Genomic DNA, 17,628 nt, shown 5'->3' on the forward strand with positions numbered 1-17,628 from the left:
AACTCCCGGTTTGAGATGAGATTTCCGGGCGGAGGAATGTGCACAGCTGGTTATGGATTGGTGGAAAGATCTAGGGAATGGAATGGAGGAGGGAGTGCTATGGATGCATCACTGGAGTTGTTGAAAGAGTTAACGGAAGCCCCCGGTGCCCCAGGAGCTGAAGGGCCCGTACGGGAATTGATGAGAAAGCACCTTGAGGGGCTCACCGACGAAGTTTTGCAGGATGGCCTTGGCAGCATTGTCGGCAAGAAGGTTGGTGATCCCGCGGGCCCCAAGGTCATGGTCATGGGGCATATGGATGAAGTGGCTGTTTTGGTCACCCATATCACCCCGGAGGGTTTTTTGCGTTTTGAGACCCTGGGCGGTTGGTGGGAGCAGGTGATGTTGGCCCAGCGGGTGCGGGTCCTCGGGCGAAAAGGGGAGATCATCGGTGTGATCGGATCCAAACCTCCCCATGTTCTCCCGAAGGAAGAGCGGGACAAGGTGGTTCGGAAGAAGGACATGTTTATTGACATTGGCGCCGGGAGCCGGGAAGAGGCGATGGAGTTTGGCGTGCGACCTGGCGATCCGGTGGTGCCGATTTGTCCGTTCACCGTCATGTCGGGGGGCAAATTTATCATGGCGAAGGCGATCGACAATCGCTCGGGTTGCGCGGCGGTGATCGACCTCCTGCGCCAATTGAAAGATAACGGCCATCCGAACGTCGTGTATGCCGGAGCCACGGTGCAGGAAGAAGTGGGTCTGCGGGGCGCGCAAACCGCGGCTCAATGGATTCAGCCCGATGTGTTTATCGCCGTCGACGTGGGAATCGCCGGAGACACCCCGGGCTTGTCGGAGCGCGAGGCGCTCGGCAAGTGCGGCAAAGGGCCGCTCGTCCTTCTCTACGACGCCACGTTAGTACCGAATGGTCCACTTCGGGATCTGGTCATCGATACGGCGGAAGAATTGGGGATCCCGTACCAGTTTGACGCCATGGCCGGGGGAGGAACCGATGCGGGCCGGGCTCACCTGGCAGGGCGGGGGATCCCCTCCATCGTGATCGGATTTCCGACCCGGTACATTCACAGTCATGCGGCATTGCTACACCGGGATGATTATGACCAAGCGGTACGGTTGCTGACTGAGGTAGTGAGGCGGTTAGACCGGGAAACGGTGGACCGCCTGACGCAGTAGCTCCGAGAATGCAGGCGATTCGCCTGGGAAAGCGGAGAAGTGCCCCAGGGCGAGGGGAACAGGGCGGGCAGTTACTCTTTCACCTGCTCCCGTTGGATCTTGTCAATGACTATCTGAAGGGCCAGGGCTGCATCGGGGACCACCGGGCTGCCGTATACGATGATTTTATCACTAGCCCGGGGCGTGCCCATGGCGTAATACTCACCTTCCATCGTCTCGAATAGCTCGATATCGTAATCTTGCTGTTCCATCTGAAGGGTGAATGTTTCCTTGCGCAGCAAGCGCGCATCGGATGGGAGTTCTACGGAAGTCCAACTACCGGGATTCACACCGTTCGCTCCTTTCTACCTAGCGGGTTCTATGACTATTGTACCGATTGTGACGCCCCGGCGCCAGGGAGGCCGGGGCGTCCGCCGAAGGGGGAGAGTCAATGGTGCAGCCGCTTGTTTTGCCCTTTATACACGCAGAGTGGTTTGAGACACCGGCTGTGGTGGTCCACCGCCCTACCCTTGATCGCAATATTGCCCGAATGGCCGCCTTGGCTGCCGACGCCAAGGTGGCGCTGCGGCCGCACGTCAAGGCCCATAAAACGGTGGAAATTGCCCGCCGACAGCGGATGGCGGGGACCCAGGGCATCACCGTGGCGAAACTGGGCGAGGCAGAAGTGTTCGCCGAGGCTGGGTTTCGGGATATCACCGTGGCCTATCCGGTGATATCGGCGGTGAAACGGGATCGGTTGGCCGCTCTGGCCGCCCGGGCTCGGGTTACGACGGTTGCAGATGATCTGGAACAAGTGGACCTCCTGGCCCGAATGGCCGAGGAACGGGCGGTGACGGTGGGGTTGTGGCTGAAGGTCGACACTGGGCTGCACCGCTGTGGCATTCCGGCGGCCGAGGAGGACCGTGCTGCCGCTGTCGTCTCCAGGATCCTCTTGTGGGAAAAGCGCTGGCGGGAAGAGCCGGGGGGAGGGGTGTATTTTGCCGGTCTGTTGACCCACGCCGGCCACGCGTACGGCGCCGAGTCGAAGGAGGAGGTCGAGGCCATCGCCAAGAGCGAAGGCGAGCAGTTGGCGGCCTTAAAAAAAGCGCTGCAGATGAGGGGCCTGCCCACCCCGGCCTTGAGCGCGGGATCCACACCGACGGCCGCCCGTGTATCCAAAGTCCCCGGGATTAGCGAGATTCGACCGGGCAACTATGTGTTTAATGACCGAACCCAGGTCCGCTTGGGTGCAGCCAATCCGGAGGACTGTTCCCTTCGGGTGGTGGCCCGGGTGGTGAGCCGGCCGACCCCAGACCGATGTGTCATAGATGCGGGGGCCAAGACGCTCGCTCTGGATCAGGGAGCCCACGGTTCTTCTGGACTCGAGGGGTTCGGGGTTCTCTGCGGAAAGGAAGGGCTCAGGGTGACTCGGTTATCCGAGGAACACGGTGTAATCGAAAGGCCGAATTCTGGGGTTGAACTCCCCCGGGTCGGAGAGGTGGTGGAGCTCATCCCCAACCACGCTTGTCCGGTGGTGAACCTCACCCGGCGATTGGGGGTTGTGGGAGAAGCGGGGTGGGAAGGATGGTGGTCGGTGGACGCCCAGGGTCGGGTGGACTGATCGAGATAAGGAACAAAATCCCTGCTCCCATCGTCTTATAGATTGGATGGACCCGGAAAACCCATAACCAGGGCCCTCCGGTGTCCGGGAAGAAGGGAGTGGGGAAGATGTCTTTGGCGGTTTTACCTCGCGGTCGCTCGCCCAAGCTCAAAACTCCATGCCCACATTGCCACAGTGAGCGGACCCGCTTGGTTCGAATGCTGGTTCAACAGCGTCACGAAAGGTGGATCTGCCTGCGGTGCCGGGAGCAGTTTGAAGTTCGGGGGCGGTAGCCGATATCTTTCGGCGAGGGACGATATCTGGGGACAAGATACATAACCCGGCGAGCCGTCCCAGAACAAAGGCTGAGTCGAGCAGGCAGCTTAATCATACAAAGGACACACGCGTTTTTATGAAGGTTGAAGGCCCGGGATATGCCCCGGGCCTTTTCCTTGTGCGCCCTGTATTCCTTGTACGTGTGCGCCCTGTATTCCTTGTACGTCCGCCCTTTGTTCGTGCCGGTTTTCCGCTCCCGGCGGGAAAGCGGCGACCTCGCGAAAACCAACCCTCGTCTCTCAGGCGAACTCTGCGACCAACTCGCCAAACACACCGGGATCCATCTGTAGATTGTGCCGCGCCACAGGCTCCGCCTGGAAACCGGGAATCAGCTCTTCGTAGGAAGGACGCTCCTGCCGGTAGATCAACCCGGTACACAGCCCACCGGTTTCCAACACTTTCTGCATCGCCCGGCTGCGATCGGTCGGATCGTAGGCCGGATCGTTTTCCAGGTTGACGATGTGCTGTTTGAACCAGTCGTAGGTGTTGGTCTTATTGAAGGTGACGCAAGGACTAAATACATTCACTAAAGCGAAGCCTTTGTGTTGAATCGCCAACTCCACGAGCCGGGTCAATTGGTTGATGTCGCTGGAAAATCCCTGAGCGGCGAATCCGATGCCGGCCCCCAAGGCGAGTTCGATGGGCTGCACGGCGTGCTCGATATTGCCGGACGGGGTGGTCTTGGTTTTGAACCCATGGCCGCTGGTCGGCGAAGTCTGGCCCTTGGTCAGGCCGTAAATCTGATTGTCCATGGTTACATACGTGATATCCAGGTTTCGCCGGACGGCGTGGATAAAATGTCCCAAACCGATTCCGAACCCGTCGCCGTCGCCGCCTGCGGCGATCACGGTCAAGTCCCGGTTGGCGAGTTTTAGCCCCTGGGCTAAAGGTAACGCCCGGCCATGGACCCCGTGAAATCCGTAGGTGTTAATATAACCGGAAATACGCCCGGAGCAACCGATCCCCGATACCACCGCTACCTGTTCGGGCTCCATACCGAGATTGGCGAGGGCCCGCTGAATGGCGGCTTGTACGGAAAAATCTCCGCACCCCGGGCACCAGTTCGGCCGCACGTTGTTTCGAAACTCTTTGACCGTTGCCATCGTTACATCCACTCCTTCAGCTGACGGTACAACTCACCGGGCAAGAACGGATTGCCATCGAACTTTTTCACAGACACCGTCGGGGTCGTGACGCCAAAGAACCGCATCAAATGGGCCAGTTCTCCTGTAGCGTTGTTCTCTACCACGATCACCTTTTTTGCCCGTTCGGTGTACGACGATAGGGCCTGGGTTGGGAAGGGGGCCAGAACCTTCACGTGAACGTGGCCGATTCGGTGTCCGTCCGCGGTGAGGCGTTCCGCCGCCTCTTCAATCGGTCCCCGGGTGGACCCGATGCCGATCACCAGGGTGTCGTAGTGTTCATCCCCGGAGAAGGTCAGACTGCCGTCCAGTTCCACGTTCTCGAGCTTGCGCAAACGCTTTTCCATCATCTTGGCGCGGTTTGCACTCCCCTCGTCCGGTCGGCCGATCTCATTGTGTTCCACGCCGGTCACGTGATGGATCCCGCCTTTGACACCAGGGATCACCCTGGGGGAGATGCCGTCGGGTGTAAAGGCGTAGCGCTTGAACAACGATCCACTCTGCATAGAAGGATCGACTTCGGTGATCAGTTTGCCGCGATCGATCTCGATGGTCTCCGGATGCAGCGGCTCCACCGTCTGTTTCGCCAAAGACAGGGCCAGGTCGGTGATGAGAATGACCGGGCACTGATAACGCTCCGCCAGATTAAAGGCCCGGGCCGCTTCATAAAAGCACTCCTCGGCTGTGCTCGGAGCTAACACGATCTTGGGAATCTCGCCGTGGTTGCCAAACAGAACGGCGTACAGATCGCTCTGCTCGTGTTTGGTCGGAAGCCCTGTCGACGGGCCGCCCCGCTGGGTATCGACGATGACGACGGGAGTTTCTGTCATGCCTGCCAAACCGATGGCTTCCATCATGAGGGACAAACCGGGGCCGGAGGTGGCGGTCATCGCCCGGGCGCCACCGTAGGCAGCGCCGATGATCATATTGATTGCCGCGATCTCGTCCTCCGTCTGGACCACCACGCCTCCGACTTTAGGCATTTTCTTGATAAGATATTCCATGATGTCCGATGCCGGGGTGATGGGATAGGCGGCCATTACCCGACAACCGCCGGTCAGAGCTCCGAGGGCCACGGCGTCATTCCCCATCATAAACAGGTGGGAACCCTTGCCCGCCGGGGGTTGCAGCTTCATGTGGGTCCCATCTTTGAGTTGTTCCTTCATGAATTGATAGCCTTGGCGGATGGCTTCCATGTTTTGGTCAACGATTTTCTGGCCCTTGCGGGCAAAGGTGTCGTGAATCACCCCGGAGAAAATATCCACCGGGAGGTCGAGGAGGTACACGGAGGTGCCGAGGGCCACCATATTTTTCATGATGCTCGATCCGGCCGTCTCGGCGAGCTTCGTGAACGGGACGACGTAGAGCTCGGCCTTCACACCCTCCGGCAAGGTGGGATGAAACTTTTCGTCCGCGATGACCACCGCTCCTGAGCGGAGTTCTTTTGCGTTAAAATCGATCGACTCCTGATCGAAGGCGATGAGAATGTCCAGAAAATCGGCGCTGGCCAAGCGGCGCTTTGTGGAGACCCGAACTTTATAGTTCGTATGTCCGCCCTTGATGCGCGAAGAAAAATGTCTGTACCCGTAGATGTAATACCCTTGCCGATTCAGAGCCGTGGCGAAGGTTTCGCCGGTACTGTCGATCCCTTCCCCCTGTTGTCCTCCGACCTTCCACGACAATTCCTCCAACATACTCTGAGTCACTCCTCTAGTCGTCTTGAAAACATCTGGGAACCGTTCCAGCCGCCCTCAGCCACAATATAACCGAAACCTGGTATCTTTACGCGATGCGCGGTCTCACCCTCGGCGCACGTCAATGAGTGCCGCGCGCAACAAGTTAATGGATGCCACATCGGGTTGATAGACGAATTCGATGACCTCCTGGCGCCGGCGACAGAGTCGTTCCACCTCCCGCCGCCGGCCTGGGGAGACGATGACACTATCCATCTCCCCGACGAACCATTCGAGTTCCTCGGGATCCGACGTGGTGGTCACCGACAGGTCCAGACCGTCCAGGCCGGCATTTTTCAACGCCAACTGCACTTTTCCCGCGAAGTTTTCCGAACGGCACACAAGGCCGATCCGCCGACCAACGGGAATGCGGGCGATCCGAACAATGGTGTCCATCTGCGGTTCTAAGGAGATGGCCAGCACATTGCGTTTCGGTCCCAACAACTCCTTGACCTCATCGTAATGAAAAAATGTAGTAATCACGAGGTCTGCGGAGGTCACCTTGGGGAGGTGCACTTCGACATTCTGTCGGAGTTCATCGAGGACGACGGGTGTGATGGACACCCCCGAACGGAACTGGATCCGACGGGCAAAATAATCCACTTGCTCACGGTTACACTCGATGAAGGTCACCTGGATGAGATTGAGCAACTCCCGCTTCTGCCTGGCCCGTACCGCCGTCAGTTCGGCGAACTCTTCAATGGAGAAACCCAGCTGCAGACCTTCCTCCATCGCCACGTCGATGATCTTCATCAAAAGGTCTTTGCGGTTCTCAATGCGGACGGCGTCGTCTCGATCACACACAAAGGTTCCCCGTCCCTGAATGGACGTGAGAACGCCTTCGGCTTCAAGCTCTTGATAGGCCTGGCTTACGGTGTTGCGGCTCACCTGGAGACGCTCGGAGAGTTCTCGTTCCGTCGGAAGTTTGTCACCCGTCTTCCAATGTCCGTTCCGGATCTGTGCGAGGACGGCCTCCTTGACCTGTATGTACAAGGGGATGCCGTTCTTGCGGACGATAGGAAAGGACATCTAGGGTTCACCTCCCGGCTGTGGTGAGGGCGACTGTGGCTCAATGGATTGATCCATTAACCTTTTTCAATGCAGCCCTATTATACTCCAACGGTCCAGAGAAAGGGAAGGACTCTTGAAGATTTCGTGAACAACCTGTAGACGATGGCTTTCATCCCTTCGTCGGCACCGGGAACTCTGTTCAGGCGCGGTTTGCAATGGGGGGGTATGTCCAGTAATATAAAATTTGAATGTCGTGAAGATGGAGGCTTCCCATGCTTGACATCCAGTACATCCGCCGCCACCCGGACCGGGTGCAAAAAGCGGCCCGGGACAAGGGGATTTCCATTGATGTCCAGGATTTATTAGAGGTAGACGAACGCCGCAGGCAATTGCTCGGACAGATCGAAGAGCTGCGGGCCCAGCGCAATCAGAAATCGAAGCGGACCCCAACCCTTCAGGGCGAGGAAAAACAGTTGAATATCGCAGAGGTGCGACAACTGAACGAGCGTATCAAGGGATTGGAAGACGAACTCGATACGGTCAAGAATCGGTATGAAGACTTGATGCTGCGGGTCCCGGCGGTGCCCTTCGACGATGTGCCGGTGGGGGAGAGCGACCACGACAACGTGGAACTGCGCCGGGAAGGAGAAGTACCGACATTTTCTTTCCCGATTCGCGACCACGTGACCCTCGGGGAGATGCACGATTTGATCGACATTCCCCGGGGCGTGAAGATCGCCGGCAGTCGGATGTATTTTTTGAAAAACGAGGCGGCTTTGTTGCACCGCGCGGTTATTCAACTGGCGGTGGACCATTTGGTGGCGAAAGGCTTTACCCCGATGATCGTCCCCGTGATGGTCCGGGATCGGGCGATGTTCGGGACAGGGTATTTTCCCTTGGGCAAAGAACAGACCTACGTGATTCCCGAGGATGAATTAAATTTAGTGGGGACGGCGGAGGTGCCCCTGGTTTCTTACTATGCAGATGAAGTCCTCTCCGAGGAGGAGCTTCCGAAAAGGATGCTCGGGATCTCCAACTGTTTCCGGCGAGAGGTGGGATCGGCAGGTAAAGATACCCGGGGCCTGTACCGGGTCCATCAGTTTACAAAGGTGGAACAGGTCGTGATCACCCGGGCCGATGGGGACGAGGCCATGCGGCTGCACTGGGAGCTTTTGCACAATGCCGAGCAGTTGTTGCGCCTCCTTGAGCTGCCTTATCGGGTGGTAGAGGTCTGCACCGGGGACATGGGCCAGGGCCAGGTGAAGAAGCACGATATTGAGACCTGGATGCCCAGCCGCAATGCCTACAGCGAAACCCATTCCTGCTCGAGCTTTTTGGATTTTCAGGCCCGGCGGTCCGGCCTTCGGTACCGGGACGGCGATGGGCAACTGCACTACTGTTATACCTTGAACAATACGGCCATCGCGTCTCCCCGGATTTTGATCCCATTGTTGGAGGTTCATCAGCAAGAGGATGGATCGATTCACATACCCGCCGCCCTTCGGCCGTATCTGGGGGGCCGGGAGTGGTTGCGGCCAAAGCGCGAGGTACAGGAGTGAGGGGCCGGACTGGGCGCGTGAACCCGCGGCCAGGCGGGCAGGGCCTCCGGCACATCCGGCGGCCCTGCCCGGGAGGACTGGGTGAAAGGGGTCTAACGCCGGGTGATTCGGAGAGGGTCGAAAGCCTCCAACAGGGGATCTCGCTCTCCGCTGACCAGCCACTTGGCCATCAATCGGCCGGTGATGGGCGTGAGCAGGATACCGTTGCGGCCGTGCCCCGCGGCGATCCACAGGTGCTCCGTATCGGGGATCGGTCCGAGATAGGGAAGATTGTCGTCCGACCACGGCCGCAGGCCCACCCGCACTTCAGACACCGCGAGGCCCTGTAGGTCGGTCACCCGGGACCCCGCCCGGGCGGTCAGTTGGGCGATCCCCGCAGCGAAGGGCTCCCTGGACCACGTTCCCCGCTCTTCGGTGGCCCCGAGGTACATTCGCCCGTCTTTTTTCGGAACGAGGTAGATGTCTTTGGCAAAAACGGTGTGGCGCAGGGGCACGAGCCCCGCTTCGAGGAAGACCGCTTCTCCTTTGACCGGGAATACCCGGCCGCGCCATTCCGGCCGCTGAAGGAGCAGGGAAGACCACGCACCCGCCGCCACGACCACGGTGCCCGCGGTATACGTGTCCAGGGCCGTGGTGAGCTGGACCCCGCCGCTGGTCTCTTCCAATCGAAGAATCGGCTCACCTTCGCGGATCGTGGCTCCTGCTTGTACGGCACCCCGGGCTAAAGCTTTGGCCAGACGGGGCGCCTCCACCCGGTGGTCGTCCGGGAGGTACAGTGCGCCTTCACAAGGGGGCAGGGGGTAGCCCAGGGCATTGCTCACATCTTCGGGCGACCACCACTCCGCCCGCTGCCCGGCCCGGCGCTGCCATTCACCCCGGGCCCTGAGTTCTTCCGCTTCCTCCGGAGTCGATGCGACCCGCACCATTCCCTCGGCGGCGTATTCCGGATCAATGCCCGTCTCCTCTTTTAAGGACTCACACAACGCAGCAAATTCTTTACGGCTGGCGACCCCCAGTTCGAACAAAGGCCCGGGCTCGTGCATTTCCACCTGGGCACCGAGCATGCCGGCGCCGGCGTGGCTCGCTTGGCTGGAGAGAGTCTCGGCCTCGAACAACCACGGCCGCACGCCTCGTTTGGTTAAGTGATACGCGATGGACGTTCCGATCAAGCCTCCGCCGATGACGGCAATTTCGATCCGCTGCTCCCTCATGATTGAACCTCCTCCAATCCGTTCCAAGGGGTGAATGGCTGCCCTGGGCACCTTAACGACAGCCCGGATGTCGGGACCGGTGGCGCCGCCGGCCTCCGACTGTCCCGTCTAGCTGGCGGGCCAACGAAAGGGGTGTGCCGGGGCGGCGCCGGATGCCTCCAGGGCTCGGGCCAAAGCGGACAGGGCGGCACCGGGGTTTGCGTGGCCCATGACCGCGCCGATGACGGCGACGCCGGCACAGCCTGTGCGAGCCGCCTCTGCGGCGTTGTCCGGAGTGATTCCCCCGATGGCCAGGACCGGGATGTCCACAGATTCCACGATCCGTCTGAGGTCATCGGGACCCCGGGGTGGTACGCCTGGTTTGGAGCGGGTGGTGAAAACGTGGCCGAATGTGACGTAATCGGCGCCGGAACGCTGGGCTTCCAGGGCTTCTTCCAGGCTGTGCACGGAGCGGCCCACCACCATCGGGGCGGGAAGGAGTGCCCTCACCCGATCGACCGGCAGGCTTTTGGCTGCCAGATGAACCCCGTGAGCTCCGACCGCCAAGGCGACGTCCACCCGGTCGTTGATGAGGAGCCTCGTGGATGTGCCGTCCAGCACCGGAAGGAGCTGTTCAGCCAGTCGGTAAAGCTCCAGGGCGGGAGCCGCCTTGTACCGCAACTGCACGGCGTCCGCCCCGGCCTGGGCCACTTTGCGGACGACCTCGGCCAATTCCTGAGCCGCCTTCTGTCCATCCGTCACCACGTGAATCTGAAATAAGCCCAATGAAAAACCTCCTTTCGCCCCCCACGTCCGCCCAGGACAAAAGAAAGGCCGCGCCATGACAAACCCGCCAGGACGCGGCCCTCCAGTCTGGAGCCGAACCAGTGAATCCCGGATGTACACTTTTGCCGCATGTCGATCAAGTTCATAAAAAATGCCGCCTTCCGGCAGCCTTTGTCGATCTTGTTCCACCGTCCCTTCGCTGGCATGACCCAGACAGGTTCCAAGGGTTAAGGCTGCCGGCCTCTCTCAGCCGTGCTCGCCTCCTCCCGGCGGCACGGCACCCCCCGCGGAACATCTTTGAAATTGAAGCCAGTGTACCACGCTTGGCGGTGGGCGTCAATGGTCCGCATGGCTCACCCCGGGCATGGGGGGTCGTTGCAGACGGACCTGTGGGCGTCTACAATGGGGTCTGAACATCAGAGCTTTGGGGAAGAGGTGGACCGACTTGTTTCTCGATCGTTCCTGGGTTCGCGCCCGTTTGGAATTGATGAGTTCCTATGCCGAGGGCGTTAAAGAGGTCAAGCGCCGCGGGCGGTCAGCGTTTGAAAGCGATCCTTTGATTCGAATGGCCGCCGAACGCGGTTTGCATATGTCCATTGAATGCCTGATCGATAGCTGCAACCACATCATCGACGGGTACGCCATGCGGGACCCCGCCAGCTATCAAGACATTTTGCAGATTATGATGGAAGAAGGTATTTTCGACCGGTCCTTCGGGGAATCGTTTCTTCCTGTGGCTGATCTCCGCCGGCTTTTGGCTAAAGATTACGATCGATTGACCCCGGAGCGGGTCTGGGACGCGGTGGAAAAATATGCGGATGCCTTTGATGAAGCGCGTCGATCTCTTGAGAAGTTTCTGGGTTGACACGGGACCGGGCGGGAAAATGATTCCGGACACTTTCGGCGGGCGGGTGGGAAAAATGGGCGAAATGTCCGTTATGTATCGTTGTTCTTCACAACGTTACGATTTTGTACAGCCATAGACGATGTGACACATTTCACGGTAAGATGATAGAGGGGGCTTCTCGCTGTAGGAGGCAGGACATCATGGCGTGGTTGACGGTAGCTCTTCTCGTGATGGTGGGGTATACCGTGGTGCCCACTTTTCTCGGAAGGACGATGGGGATTGGATGCATCAAGCGCTTACCACCCGGGATGAAGTTGGCGGCCCTTACCTTTGACGATGGACCGAGCCCGGATTACACCCCCAAGATCCTCGAAATTCTACGGGCGGAGGGCGTACGAGCCACTTTTTTCGTCTTGGCGGAAAAGGCGCTTCGTTACCCCGATCTCATCAAAATGATGGTGGGCGAAGGACACGATGTGGCGATCCACGGCCTGACCCACCGGCCCTTGTGGCTCCTGGGTCCCGGGAAGACAAGGCAGGAAGTGGTTGAGGCGGCAAGGCGCTTGGAAGATACTTTTGGCGTGCAGATCCGCTGGTACAGGCCCCCGTGGGGGTTGTTGAACCTGCCGGCGTATATCTGGTCACTGCGTCAGCACATCCGGCCCGTCCTCTGGAGCCATATGAGTTGGGACTGGGCGGCCAAGGGGCCTCCGGCCGAACTCGCCCGCAGAATGATCCGGACAATGAAAGATGGGGCCATTGTTCTTCTCCACGATGCGGGTGATACTTTTGGGGCCCGCCGGGATGCCCCGGCGGTGGTGGTTGAGGCTCTGCCCCTGTTTGTGGAATGGGCCAAAGAAAACGGGTGGCGGTTGGTGAAACTGTCGGATGTGCCAAGGCGAACCTTCCGAGAACGTCTCTGGAACAGGGTGGATCGCTTAGGAGCTCGGTTGATGCATTCTCAGCCCCTGGCAGGGCCAGGGGAGTGTCTCTTCCGCCTCGGGCGAAGGCGCTATTGGGGTTGGCCGATCACCTTGAAGAACGGAACTCGGTTGCGGTTTGGGGATCCGGTGGCGGAGATTCATTTTGACAATACACTTTTAGAATCACTGATGAAAGATGCGAAGAATGAGTGGCAATTGTCCCTTCGTTATATGCAGATCGGGCGCCGGTCTCTCCCGATCCTAGCCCGGGCGGTGGAGGAAGATCCGCGATGGCGCGGGGTAAAAGTGCTGTACGGCCTGAGCGTACTGAGCCGGGGAACCGACCGGGCGGGGTTTATCGTCTCCCCCCTTCGGCCAAGGTGGTTGCGGCGTCTGGTTTCCCGTTACCTTCAGGGTGTGCTCCTCGGGCACCATCCGGAGGGCCGAAACAGGTTGTCCCAAGGCCTTCAGACCCTGCAAGCGGATTGGATCTACATTTCACCGGAGACGTTGATTCAGCTTTACGGTTCTCGGCGGGGAGAGAAGCCCCCTGGCGCGGGTTCCGCCGATGACCGGGGATGACGATGCCCGCTGCACCTGCCGGGTGCGGGCTGCGGGAGGGAGTTGAGGGATTGGGACGGGGGATTCTGCTTACGGATGACTTTGGCAGCGGCCATACCCTGGCGGCTGTAGCCGTAGCGGAGGCGTGGAATCGACGACACCCGGACGCACGGGTGGAAGTCGTGCGCAGTCTGGAGCGGTCTCATCCAATGTTGACCCACATGGTGATCGGCACATACCTGATGTTGTTGCGGCGATGGCCCAGTGCTTACCGCTGGATGTACCAGGCCACCGAAGGGCAACCCAGACTGCACGTAGGTGCTTCGGGACTTCTGGGGGTGATCTACGCCCGTTCGTTCATGATGTGGATGACCCGGCAGAACGTGGATTGGGCGATGACGACCCACCCTTTCTCCTTGGCTCTGTTGGAGCGTTTTCGCCAAAGTGGGTGGCGGGGGAAGTTCGGGACGTTGGTCACCGACTTCCATGTGCATCGCTTCTGGTGGAGCCCGGAGGCGGACTGGTACTGTGTGCCGTTTCCTTGGATGAGGGATGAATTGATCGACTTGGGATATCCCCGGGAACGGGTGCATGTCACGGGTTTTCCGCTGCGGCCGGCTTTCAGCCACGCGATCCCCAAAGCCCAGGCTCTGGCCCGGCTGGGTTGGGAGGATGTACCCCGGGTGTTGTGCATGGGCGGAGGGCTGGGCCTGGGGAATGTGAGACAATGGTTAGACTGGTTGGATGAGTCCCCGGCGGATTTTGAAATGGTGGTGGTGGCGGGCCGGAATCGCCGCCTGTACAAGGAGCTGGCCCAGCGGGCGGCCGGATGGAGGCACGCCTTGAGAATTCTGGGGTATCGTGACGACATCCAAGATGTCTTTGCCGCCAGCGACGTCTTGGTGACAAAACCGGGGACGGCCACGGTGGTGGAGGCGGCGGCGATGGGGTTGCCGATGGTCTGCGCTGTGCCACTGCCCGGCCATGAGGAGGACAATGCCCGGGCGTTGGCTAAACTCGAGGTTATCTCCGGGCCGACGAAAGGAGTCGAGATGCGCCAAGCGGTGGAACGCTTGTTGCTGGATGAAGAGGTGCGTCGTCGCGTGAAGGATCGGTTGCGAAAGCTGGTTCAACAGGGAGCTGCCGATTTGGTGGCCGATGTCCTGGGGAGTGAACAATGGAAATGAACACTTCGTGGAATTTGCCGTTATTGTCTGCACTGGCGTCCATGTTAGTGGCTCAAGGCATCAAGATTCCTTTTCAGCGATGGCGGGAAAAGGCGTGGAATTGGCGATTGGCGTTCTGCAGTGGAGGCATGCCCAGTTCTCATGCGGCGGTCGTGAGCGCGTTGGCGGTGGCGATGGGGTTATCTTATGGTTGGAATTCGCCCTGGTTCGCTGTGTCATCCGTCTTTGCCACCGTGGTGCTGTACGACGCCGTAGGCGTGCGCCGACAGGCCGGGCAACAAGCCGTGGTTCTGTACGAATTGGTCAACCGGGCCCAAGAGGCGGGGATTGATCTGTCGGGCGTGGCAGCGGCCCAGGCCCGAAGGTGGGTGCATCGGGGCCATACGCCCCTGGAGGTAGCGGGTGGAGTGACTCTCGGCACCAGTATCGCCTGCTTGGTGTATCTCATGGCTCACTGAGGGAGACTGGCCCGAGCGGGTGATGGGTTCGGCCGTCCGGGTGCGCCCCGGTGATCCCGGGGTACGAAAGCCGGCCACCCCGCTCCCCCCGTGGCCCTGAGGAGTACGAGACCCGCGCAAAGCTTACGAAATTGAACGTTTCAGGGGCGCGACCGAGACGGGCCTGGGCTCCGTCTCGCTGATGGCTCACGGGACGGCAGAGAAGACGGTTTGGTCCGTCCATCGCCGGAGTTCTTCGTCGGTCCAAGTTACCTGATGGAGGGGGACGGGTGTTCCAGTGTCCACGGCGCGGGTCACCCGTCCTTCTTCTTCCAGTTTAACGAGGTGTCCCAGGAGGGTGCGCTCCGCCACCCAGCGGGCAGCGGGCGGAATCTGCCGTTCATAGATGGCCGATAACAGCTCGGCGATCCGCCGGGGATGTTTGTCGATCAAGGACATGATCTGCTCCTCCCGTTCCTGACGGTGGGAAAGATAGTAGCGAATCTGGCCTGCCGGATCCTGCACAAGCGGTCCATGGGCGGGACCTGCGATCTCGGCGGGATAGGTCAACAGTTTTCGGAGGGTATTGAGATAGGTTCGAAGGTGTCCATCCGGCGGGCCGATCCAGGTCGTCCCGGCGCCGAGGACCGCGTCTCCGGTGAACAAGACCTTTGCCGTTGGCTCCCAGAAACAGAGGTGTCCCGGCGTGTGACCCGGGGTTTCCAGGGCGACCAAGCGGACGTCGCCGACCTGCCGAGTGGTGCCCTCCGCGAGGTCCGGTCGGAGGCGGTGTTCTGGGACGTACTGTTCTACCGCCGCCGCATCGGCCGGGTGAACGTGCACGGGGCAATCCCACAGTTCGGCCAAATATCCCGCTCCTGCCGCGTGGTCCGGGTGGTGGTGAGTCAACAGTATGCCGGTGACGTGCAGGTGGCGTTCCCGGACGGCGTCCGTCAAGGGTCGCAGAGCTTCCGGGTCTGAGTAGCCGGCGTCGATGACGAGGCCTTCGCCCCCGTCGGATACCAGGAACAGGTTTGTGCCGGTGGCCGGCGGTAACGTGGGGGTCCTGGCGGCGAAGAGAGTCACCCATTGCGGCAGAGTCATGGATCTGCTCCTTTCCTCGGTGGTTGAGTTATTCTCATAGTAGAGCCAAAATGTTCGGTTGTCTACAAGGGGGGCTGGTTGTGCGCATTTATACCCGGTCGGGTGACGACGGGAAGACCAGTTTGGTGTTTGGCCGGCGCATTGGAAAGGATTCCTTGCGGGTGGACACGTATGGAACGATCGATGAAACGAATTCCGCCGTCGGTGCGGCTGTAGCCCTGCTCCGCGGGCGATCGGCAGGCAACTGGGGGGACGTGATCGCCGCCTTGGAGCGGGTGCAGCGGGAGTTATTCGACGTCGGCCGGGAGCTGGCCACGCCCGAGGAGAAGCGCGAAGGCAGTTTTGTCACCGATCAACACGTTTTGGGGTTAGAGAAAAATATCGACCGGTGGGAGGAACAATTGCCTCCTCTCACCCGGTTCATTTTGCCGGGCGGGGACCCGGCAGCGGCGATGTTGCACCTCGCGCGAACGATTTGCCGGCGGGCCGAGCGCCGGGTCGTGGCCCTTGCCCAGGAAGAGCCAGTGGCGGATTCGGTGTGTCGGTACCTCAACCGCCTGTCCGACTTTCTGTTTGTCGCGGCCAGGGTCGTCAACCACCGCCTAGGCGTTCAGGAGCCTACCGTTGATTTTCAACAGGGATAAGGAGTGCGAGGTGTAGAATGAGCAAAAACCTTTACGAGAAACGCGGAGTGATTGTCGATCTCGATGGCACGCTGTACCGGGGGGACCGGGCCATTCCCAGTGCTGTGTCTTGGTATCAAAACATCAGCCGCTCTGCCGACGTGGTCTTCGTCACGAACAACTCCATGTATTCGCCGGAACGCGTGGCGTCTCGGCTCCGGAATATGGGGTTTCGCGCAGACAAACAGCGGGTCCTGACCTCGGCGGTCGCCGCGGCGGCCCACGCCGCCGAGGTCTGGAAAAACGAGCCGATTCTCGTTCTTGGAGAAGATGGGCTGTGGCAAGCTGTGTCTTCGGCCGGCCTTCGCGCATTCCGGCCTGGGGACATCGCCCCAGCCGAGGCCGCGGCGGTGCTGCAGGGGATTCACACCCACTGCACCTACAACGATCTGGCTGAAGTATGTTTGGCCATCCGAGCCGGTGCCGCCTATGTGCTCACCAACCCGGACCGAGCTCTGCCGGACACGAGGGGACTCATTCCCGGCGCCGGATCGATCGGAGCGCTCATTGAAACGGCCACCGGCGTTGCGCCTCTTGTGATTGGGAAACCCCAAGGGCGCATGATGGAACAAGCCCTCGCCCTGCTCGGTCTTCCTAAAGAAGAGGTGGTCGTGGTGGGGGACAACTTGGACACCGACATTCTGGCCGGCCACAGGGCTGGACTTGACACCGTTCTCGTGTTGACCGGGTATTCCCGCCGAGAAGATCTTGCGTCTGCCGCCGCTGCCCCCACCTGGGTGCTGGACGATCTGACTCAATGGTTTGCGTAGACGGTGTCGGTCATCTTTTCGACGTCTTCGGGATTGTCGGTTTGCTTCCACTGCGCGGTGGAGCGGAGCAGCCATTGGGTAAAATCCCGCCCGGACAGGGCCTCGCACAGGAAAAGGCCGATCTGAACCGGGAGTTCCTGCTGGCCGCCCATGTGTTCTTGCAGCTTTTGAATCGCTTGAATCACCCGGGACTGTTCAATTTCTCCACTCACGGCGTCGAACAACCGGCGCCCTTCTTCCGTCAGGTGTACCTCGGTGATCCGCTCGTCTTCTTGATTCGACCGAGTGGTCACAAGCCCCAATTGTTCCAATTTCGCAACATTGTGGAAAGCGCTCGAAATGTGCCAAAGTCCGCGCTGGGCGATGGTGGAAATGGAAACCCCATCTTCCTGATACAACAGACTCAGCAAATGAAGCTGTGATCCCGTCAGGTGATAGGGTCGCGCAATGCGGCGCAGGTCGTCGTCCAACGCCTTGGATAAGCTTCTGATCAGGTTAAACGTCAGATGGACATCGGCCCATCGGTGCATGAAGAAGCACCTCCTCGTGAAATCTACACCTATGCGATCGTTTCTGAGGCAAAGGGTCTTTCCATATCAATCTATGC

Annotated in this window: 17 protein-coding genes and 1 riboswitch; of the genes, 9 read left to right on the forward strand and 8 right to left on the reverse strand. The window is 60.0% G+C overall.

The annotated features are described in order from the left end of the window. Positions 1–99: 99 nt before the first annotated feature. Positions 100–1,173, forward strand: a complete 1,074-nt coding sequence (locus tag CVV65_RS03930) for a M42 family metallopeptidase (protein WP_100667030.1) — start codon at positions 100–102, stop codon at positions 1,171–1,173. A gap of 71 nt (positions 1,174–1,244) precedes the next feature. Here CVV65_RS03930 and CVV65_RS03935 read toward each other — a convergent pair whose 3' ends face one another. After that, positions 1,245–1,502: a hypothetical protein gene (locus CVV65_RS03935; RefSeq protein WP_100667031.1), complete on the reverse strand. Its 258-nt coding sequence runs from the start codon at positions 1,500–1,502 to the stop codon at positions 1,245–1,247. Between the two features lie 101 nt (positions 1,503–1,603). On the opposite strand from CVV65_RS03935, the gene CVV65_RS03940 reads away from it, so the two are divergent. After that, positions 1,604–2,773, forward strand: coding sequence for an alanine racemase (locus CVV65_RS03940; protein WP_100667032.1), 1,170 nt, complete (start codon positions 1,604–1,606; stop codon positions 2,771–2,773). Positions 2,774–3,327: 554 nt separating this feature from the next. Here CVV65_RS03940 and CVV65_RS03945 read toward each other — a convergent pair. The 3 genes from CVV65_RS03945 to CVV65_RS03955 all read right to left on the reverse strand — a co-directional run bounded on the left by CVV65_RS03945 (position 3,328) and on the right by CVV65_RS03955 (position 6,992). Continuing rightward, entirely contained in the window at positions 3,328–4,191 is an 864-nt protein-coding gene (locus tag CVV65_RS03945) for a 2-oxoacid:ferredoxin oxidoreductase subunit beta (protein WP_100667033.1), read from the reverse strand. 2 nt (positions 4,192–4,193) lie between these two features. Beyond that, positions 4,194–5,924 carry a 2-oxoacid:acceptor oxidoreductase subunit alpha gene (locus CVV65_RS03950; protein ID WP_100667034.1) on the reverse strand — a complete coding sequence of 577 codons (1,731 nt, stop codon included), beginning with the start codon at positions 5,922–5,924 and terminating at the stop codon, positions 4,194–4,196. A 105-nt stretch (positions 5,925–6,029) separates the two neighbouring features. Then, positions 6,030–6,992, reverse strand: a complete 963-nt coding sequence (locus CVV65_RS03955) for a GntR family transcriptional regulator (protein WP_100667035.1) — start codon at positions 6,990–6,992, stop codon at positions 6,030–6,032. A 254-nt stretch (positions 6,993–7,246) separates the two neighbouring features. On the opposite strand from CVV65_RS03955, the gene serS reads away from it, so the two are divergent. Further along, positions 7,247–8,533: a serine--tRNA ligase gene (gene serS / locus CVV65_RS03960; protein WP_100667036.1), complete on the forward strand. Its 1,287-nt coding sequence runs from the start codon at positions 7,247–7,249 to the stop codon at positions 8,531–8,533. 92 nt (positions 8,534–8,625) lie between these two features. Here the strand turns inward: serS and thiO are convergent, their stop codons facing one another. Next, the gene (gene thiO, locus CVV65_RS03965) at positions 8,626–9,744 is read right to left on the reverse strand and encodes a glycine oxidase ThiO (protein ID WP_100667037.1); all 1,119 of its coding nucleotides are present in this window, start codon (positions 9,742–9,744) and stop codon (positions 8,626–8,628) included. A 108-nt stretch (positions 9,745–9,852) separates the two neighbouring features. Continuing rightward, the gene (gene thiE, locus CVV65_RS03970) at positions 9,853–10,509 is read right to left on the reverse strand and encodes a thiamine phosphate synthase (protein ID WP_100669160.1); all 657 of its coding nucleotides are present in this window, start codon (positions 10,507–10,509) and stop codon (positions 9,853–9,855) included. Positions 10,510–10,682: 173 nt separating this feature from the next. Beyond that, a riboswitch (TPP riboswitch) is annotated at positions 10,683–10,804 on the reverse strand. A 150-nt stretch (positions 10,805–10,954) separates the two neighbouring features. Between thiE and hepT the strand changes: the two genes are divergently transcribed. The 4 genes from hepT to CVV65_RS03990 all read left to right on the forward strand — a co-directional run bounded on the left by hepT (position 10,955) and on the right by CVV65_RS03990 (position 14,485). After that, positions 10,955–11,374 (forward strand): type VII toxin-antitoxin system HepT family RNase toxin, encoded by a 420-nt coding sequence (gene hepT, locus CVV65_RS03975; RefSeq protein WP_157935367.1) that lies wholly within the window; start codon positions 10,955–10,957, stop codon positions 11,372–11,374. A gap of 182 nt (positions 11,375–11,556) precedes the next feature. Further along, the gene (locus CVV65_RS03980) at positions 11,557–12,861 is read left to right on the forward strand and encodes a polysaccharide deacetylase family protein (protein ID WP_157935368.1); all 1,305 of its coding nucleotides are present in this window, start codon (positions 11,557–11,559) and stop codon (positions 12,859–12,861) included. Between the two features lie 50 nt (positions 12,862–12,911). Continuing rightward, on the forward strand, positions 12,912–14,027 hold the full coding sequence (locus CVV65_RS03985; protein WP_198592123.1) for an MGDG synthase family glycosyltransferase: 1,116 nt from the start codon (positions 12,912–12,914) through the stop codon (positions 14,025–14,027). Next, positions 14,024–14,485, forward strand: a complete 462-nt coding sequence (locus CVV65_RS03990; protein WP_197945553.1) for a divergent PAP2 family protein — start codon at positions 14,024–14,026, stop codon at positions 14,483–14,485. Before CVV65_RS03985 ends, CVV65_RS03990 begins: the two co-directional genes overlap by 4 nt. Positions 14,486–14,671: 186 nt before the next feature. Here the strand turns inward: CVV65_RS03990 and CVV65_RS03995 are convergent, their stop codons facing one another. Next, entirely contained in the window at positions 14,672–15,568 is an 897-nt protein-coding gene (locus tag CVV65_RS03995; protein WP_100667042.1) for an MBL fold metallo-hydrolase, read from the reverse strand. 80 nt (positions 15,569–15,648) lie between these two features. Here CVV65_RS03995 and CVV65_RS04000 point away from each other — a divergent pair, with 80 nt between their 5' ends. After that, complete coding sequence (locus CVV65_RS04000) at positions 15,649–16,212, forward strand: cob(I)yrinic acid a,c-diamide adenosyltransferase (RefSeq protein WP_100667043.1); 564 nt, start codon at positions 15,649–15,651, stop codon at positions 16,210–16,212. A 17-nt stretch (positions 16,213–16,229) separates the two neighbouring features. After that, positions 16,230–17,021 (forward strand): HAD-IIA family hydrolase, encoded by a 792-nt coding sequence (locus tag CVV65_RS04005; RefSeq protein ID WP_100667044.1) that lies wholly within the window; start codon positions 16,230–16,232, stop codon positions 17,019–17,021. On the opposite strand, the gene CVV65_RS04010 is transcribed toward CVV65_RS04005, so the two are convergent. Continuing rightward, positions 17,006–17,551, reverse strand: a complete 546-nt coding sequence (locus CVV65_RS04010; protein ID WP_100667045.1) for a MarR family winged helix-turn-helix transcriptional regulator — start codon at positions 17,549–17,551, stop codon at positions 17,006–17,008. The two genes, CVV65_RS04005 and CVV65_RS04010, sit on opposite strands and share 16 nt — an antisense overlap. Positions 17,552–17,628: the final 77 nt, after the last annotated feature.

Source organism: Kyrpidia spormannii (assembly GCF_002804065.1).
Classification (GTDB): domain Bacteria; phylum Bacillota; class Bacilli; order Kyrpidiales; family Kyrpidiaceae; genus Kyrpidia; species Kyrpidia spormannii.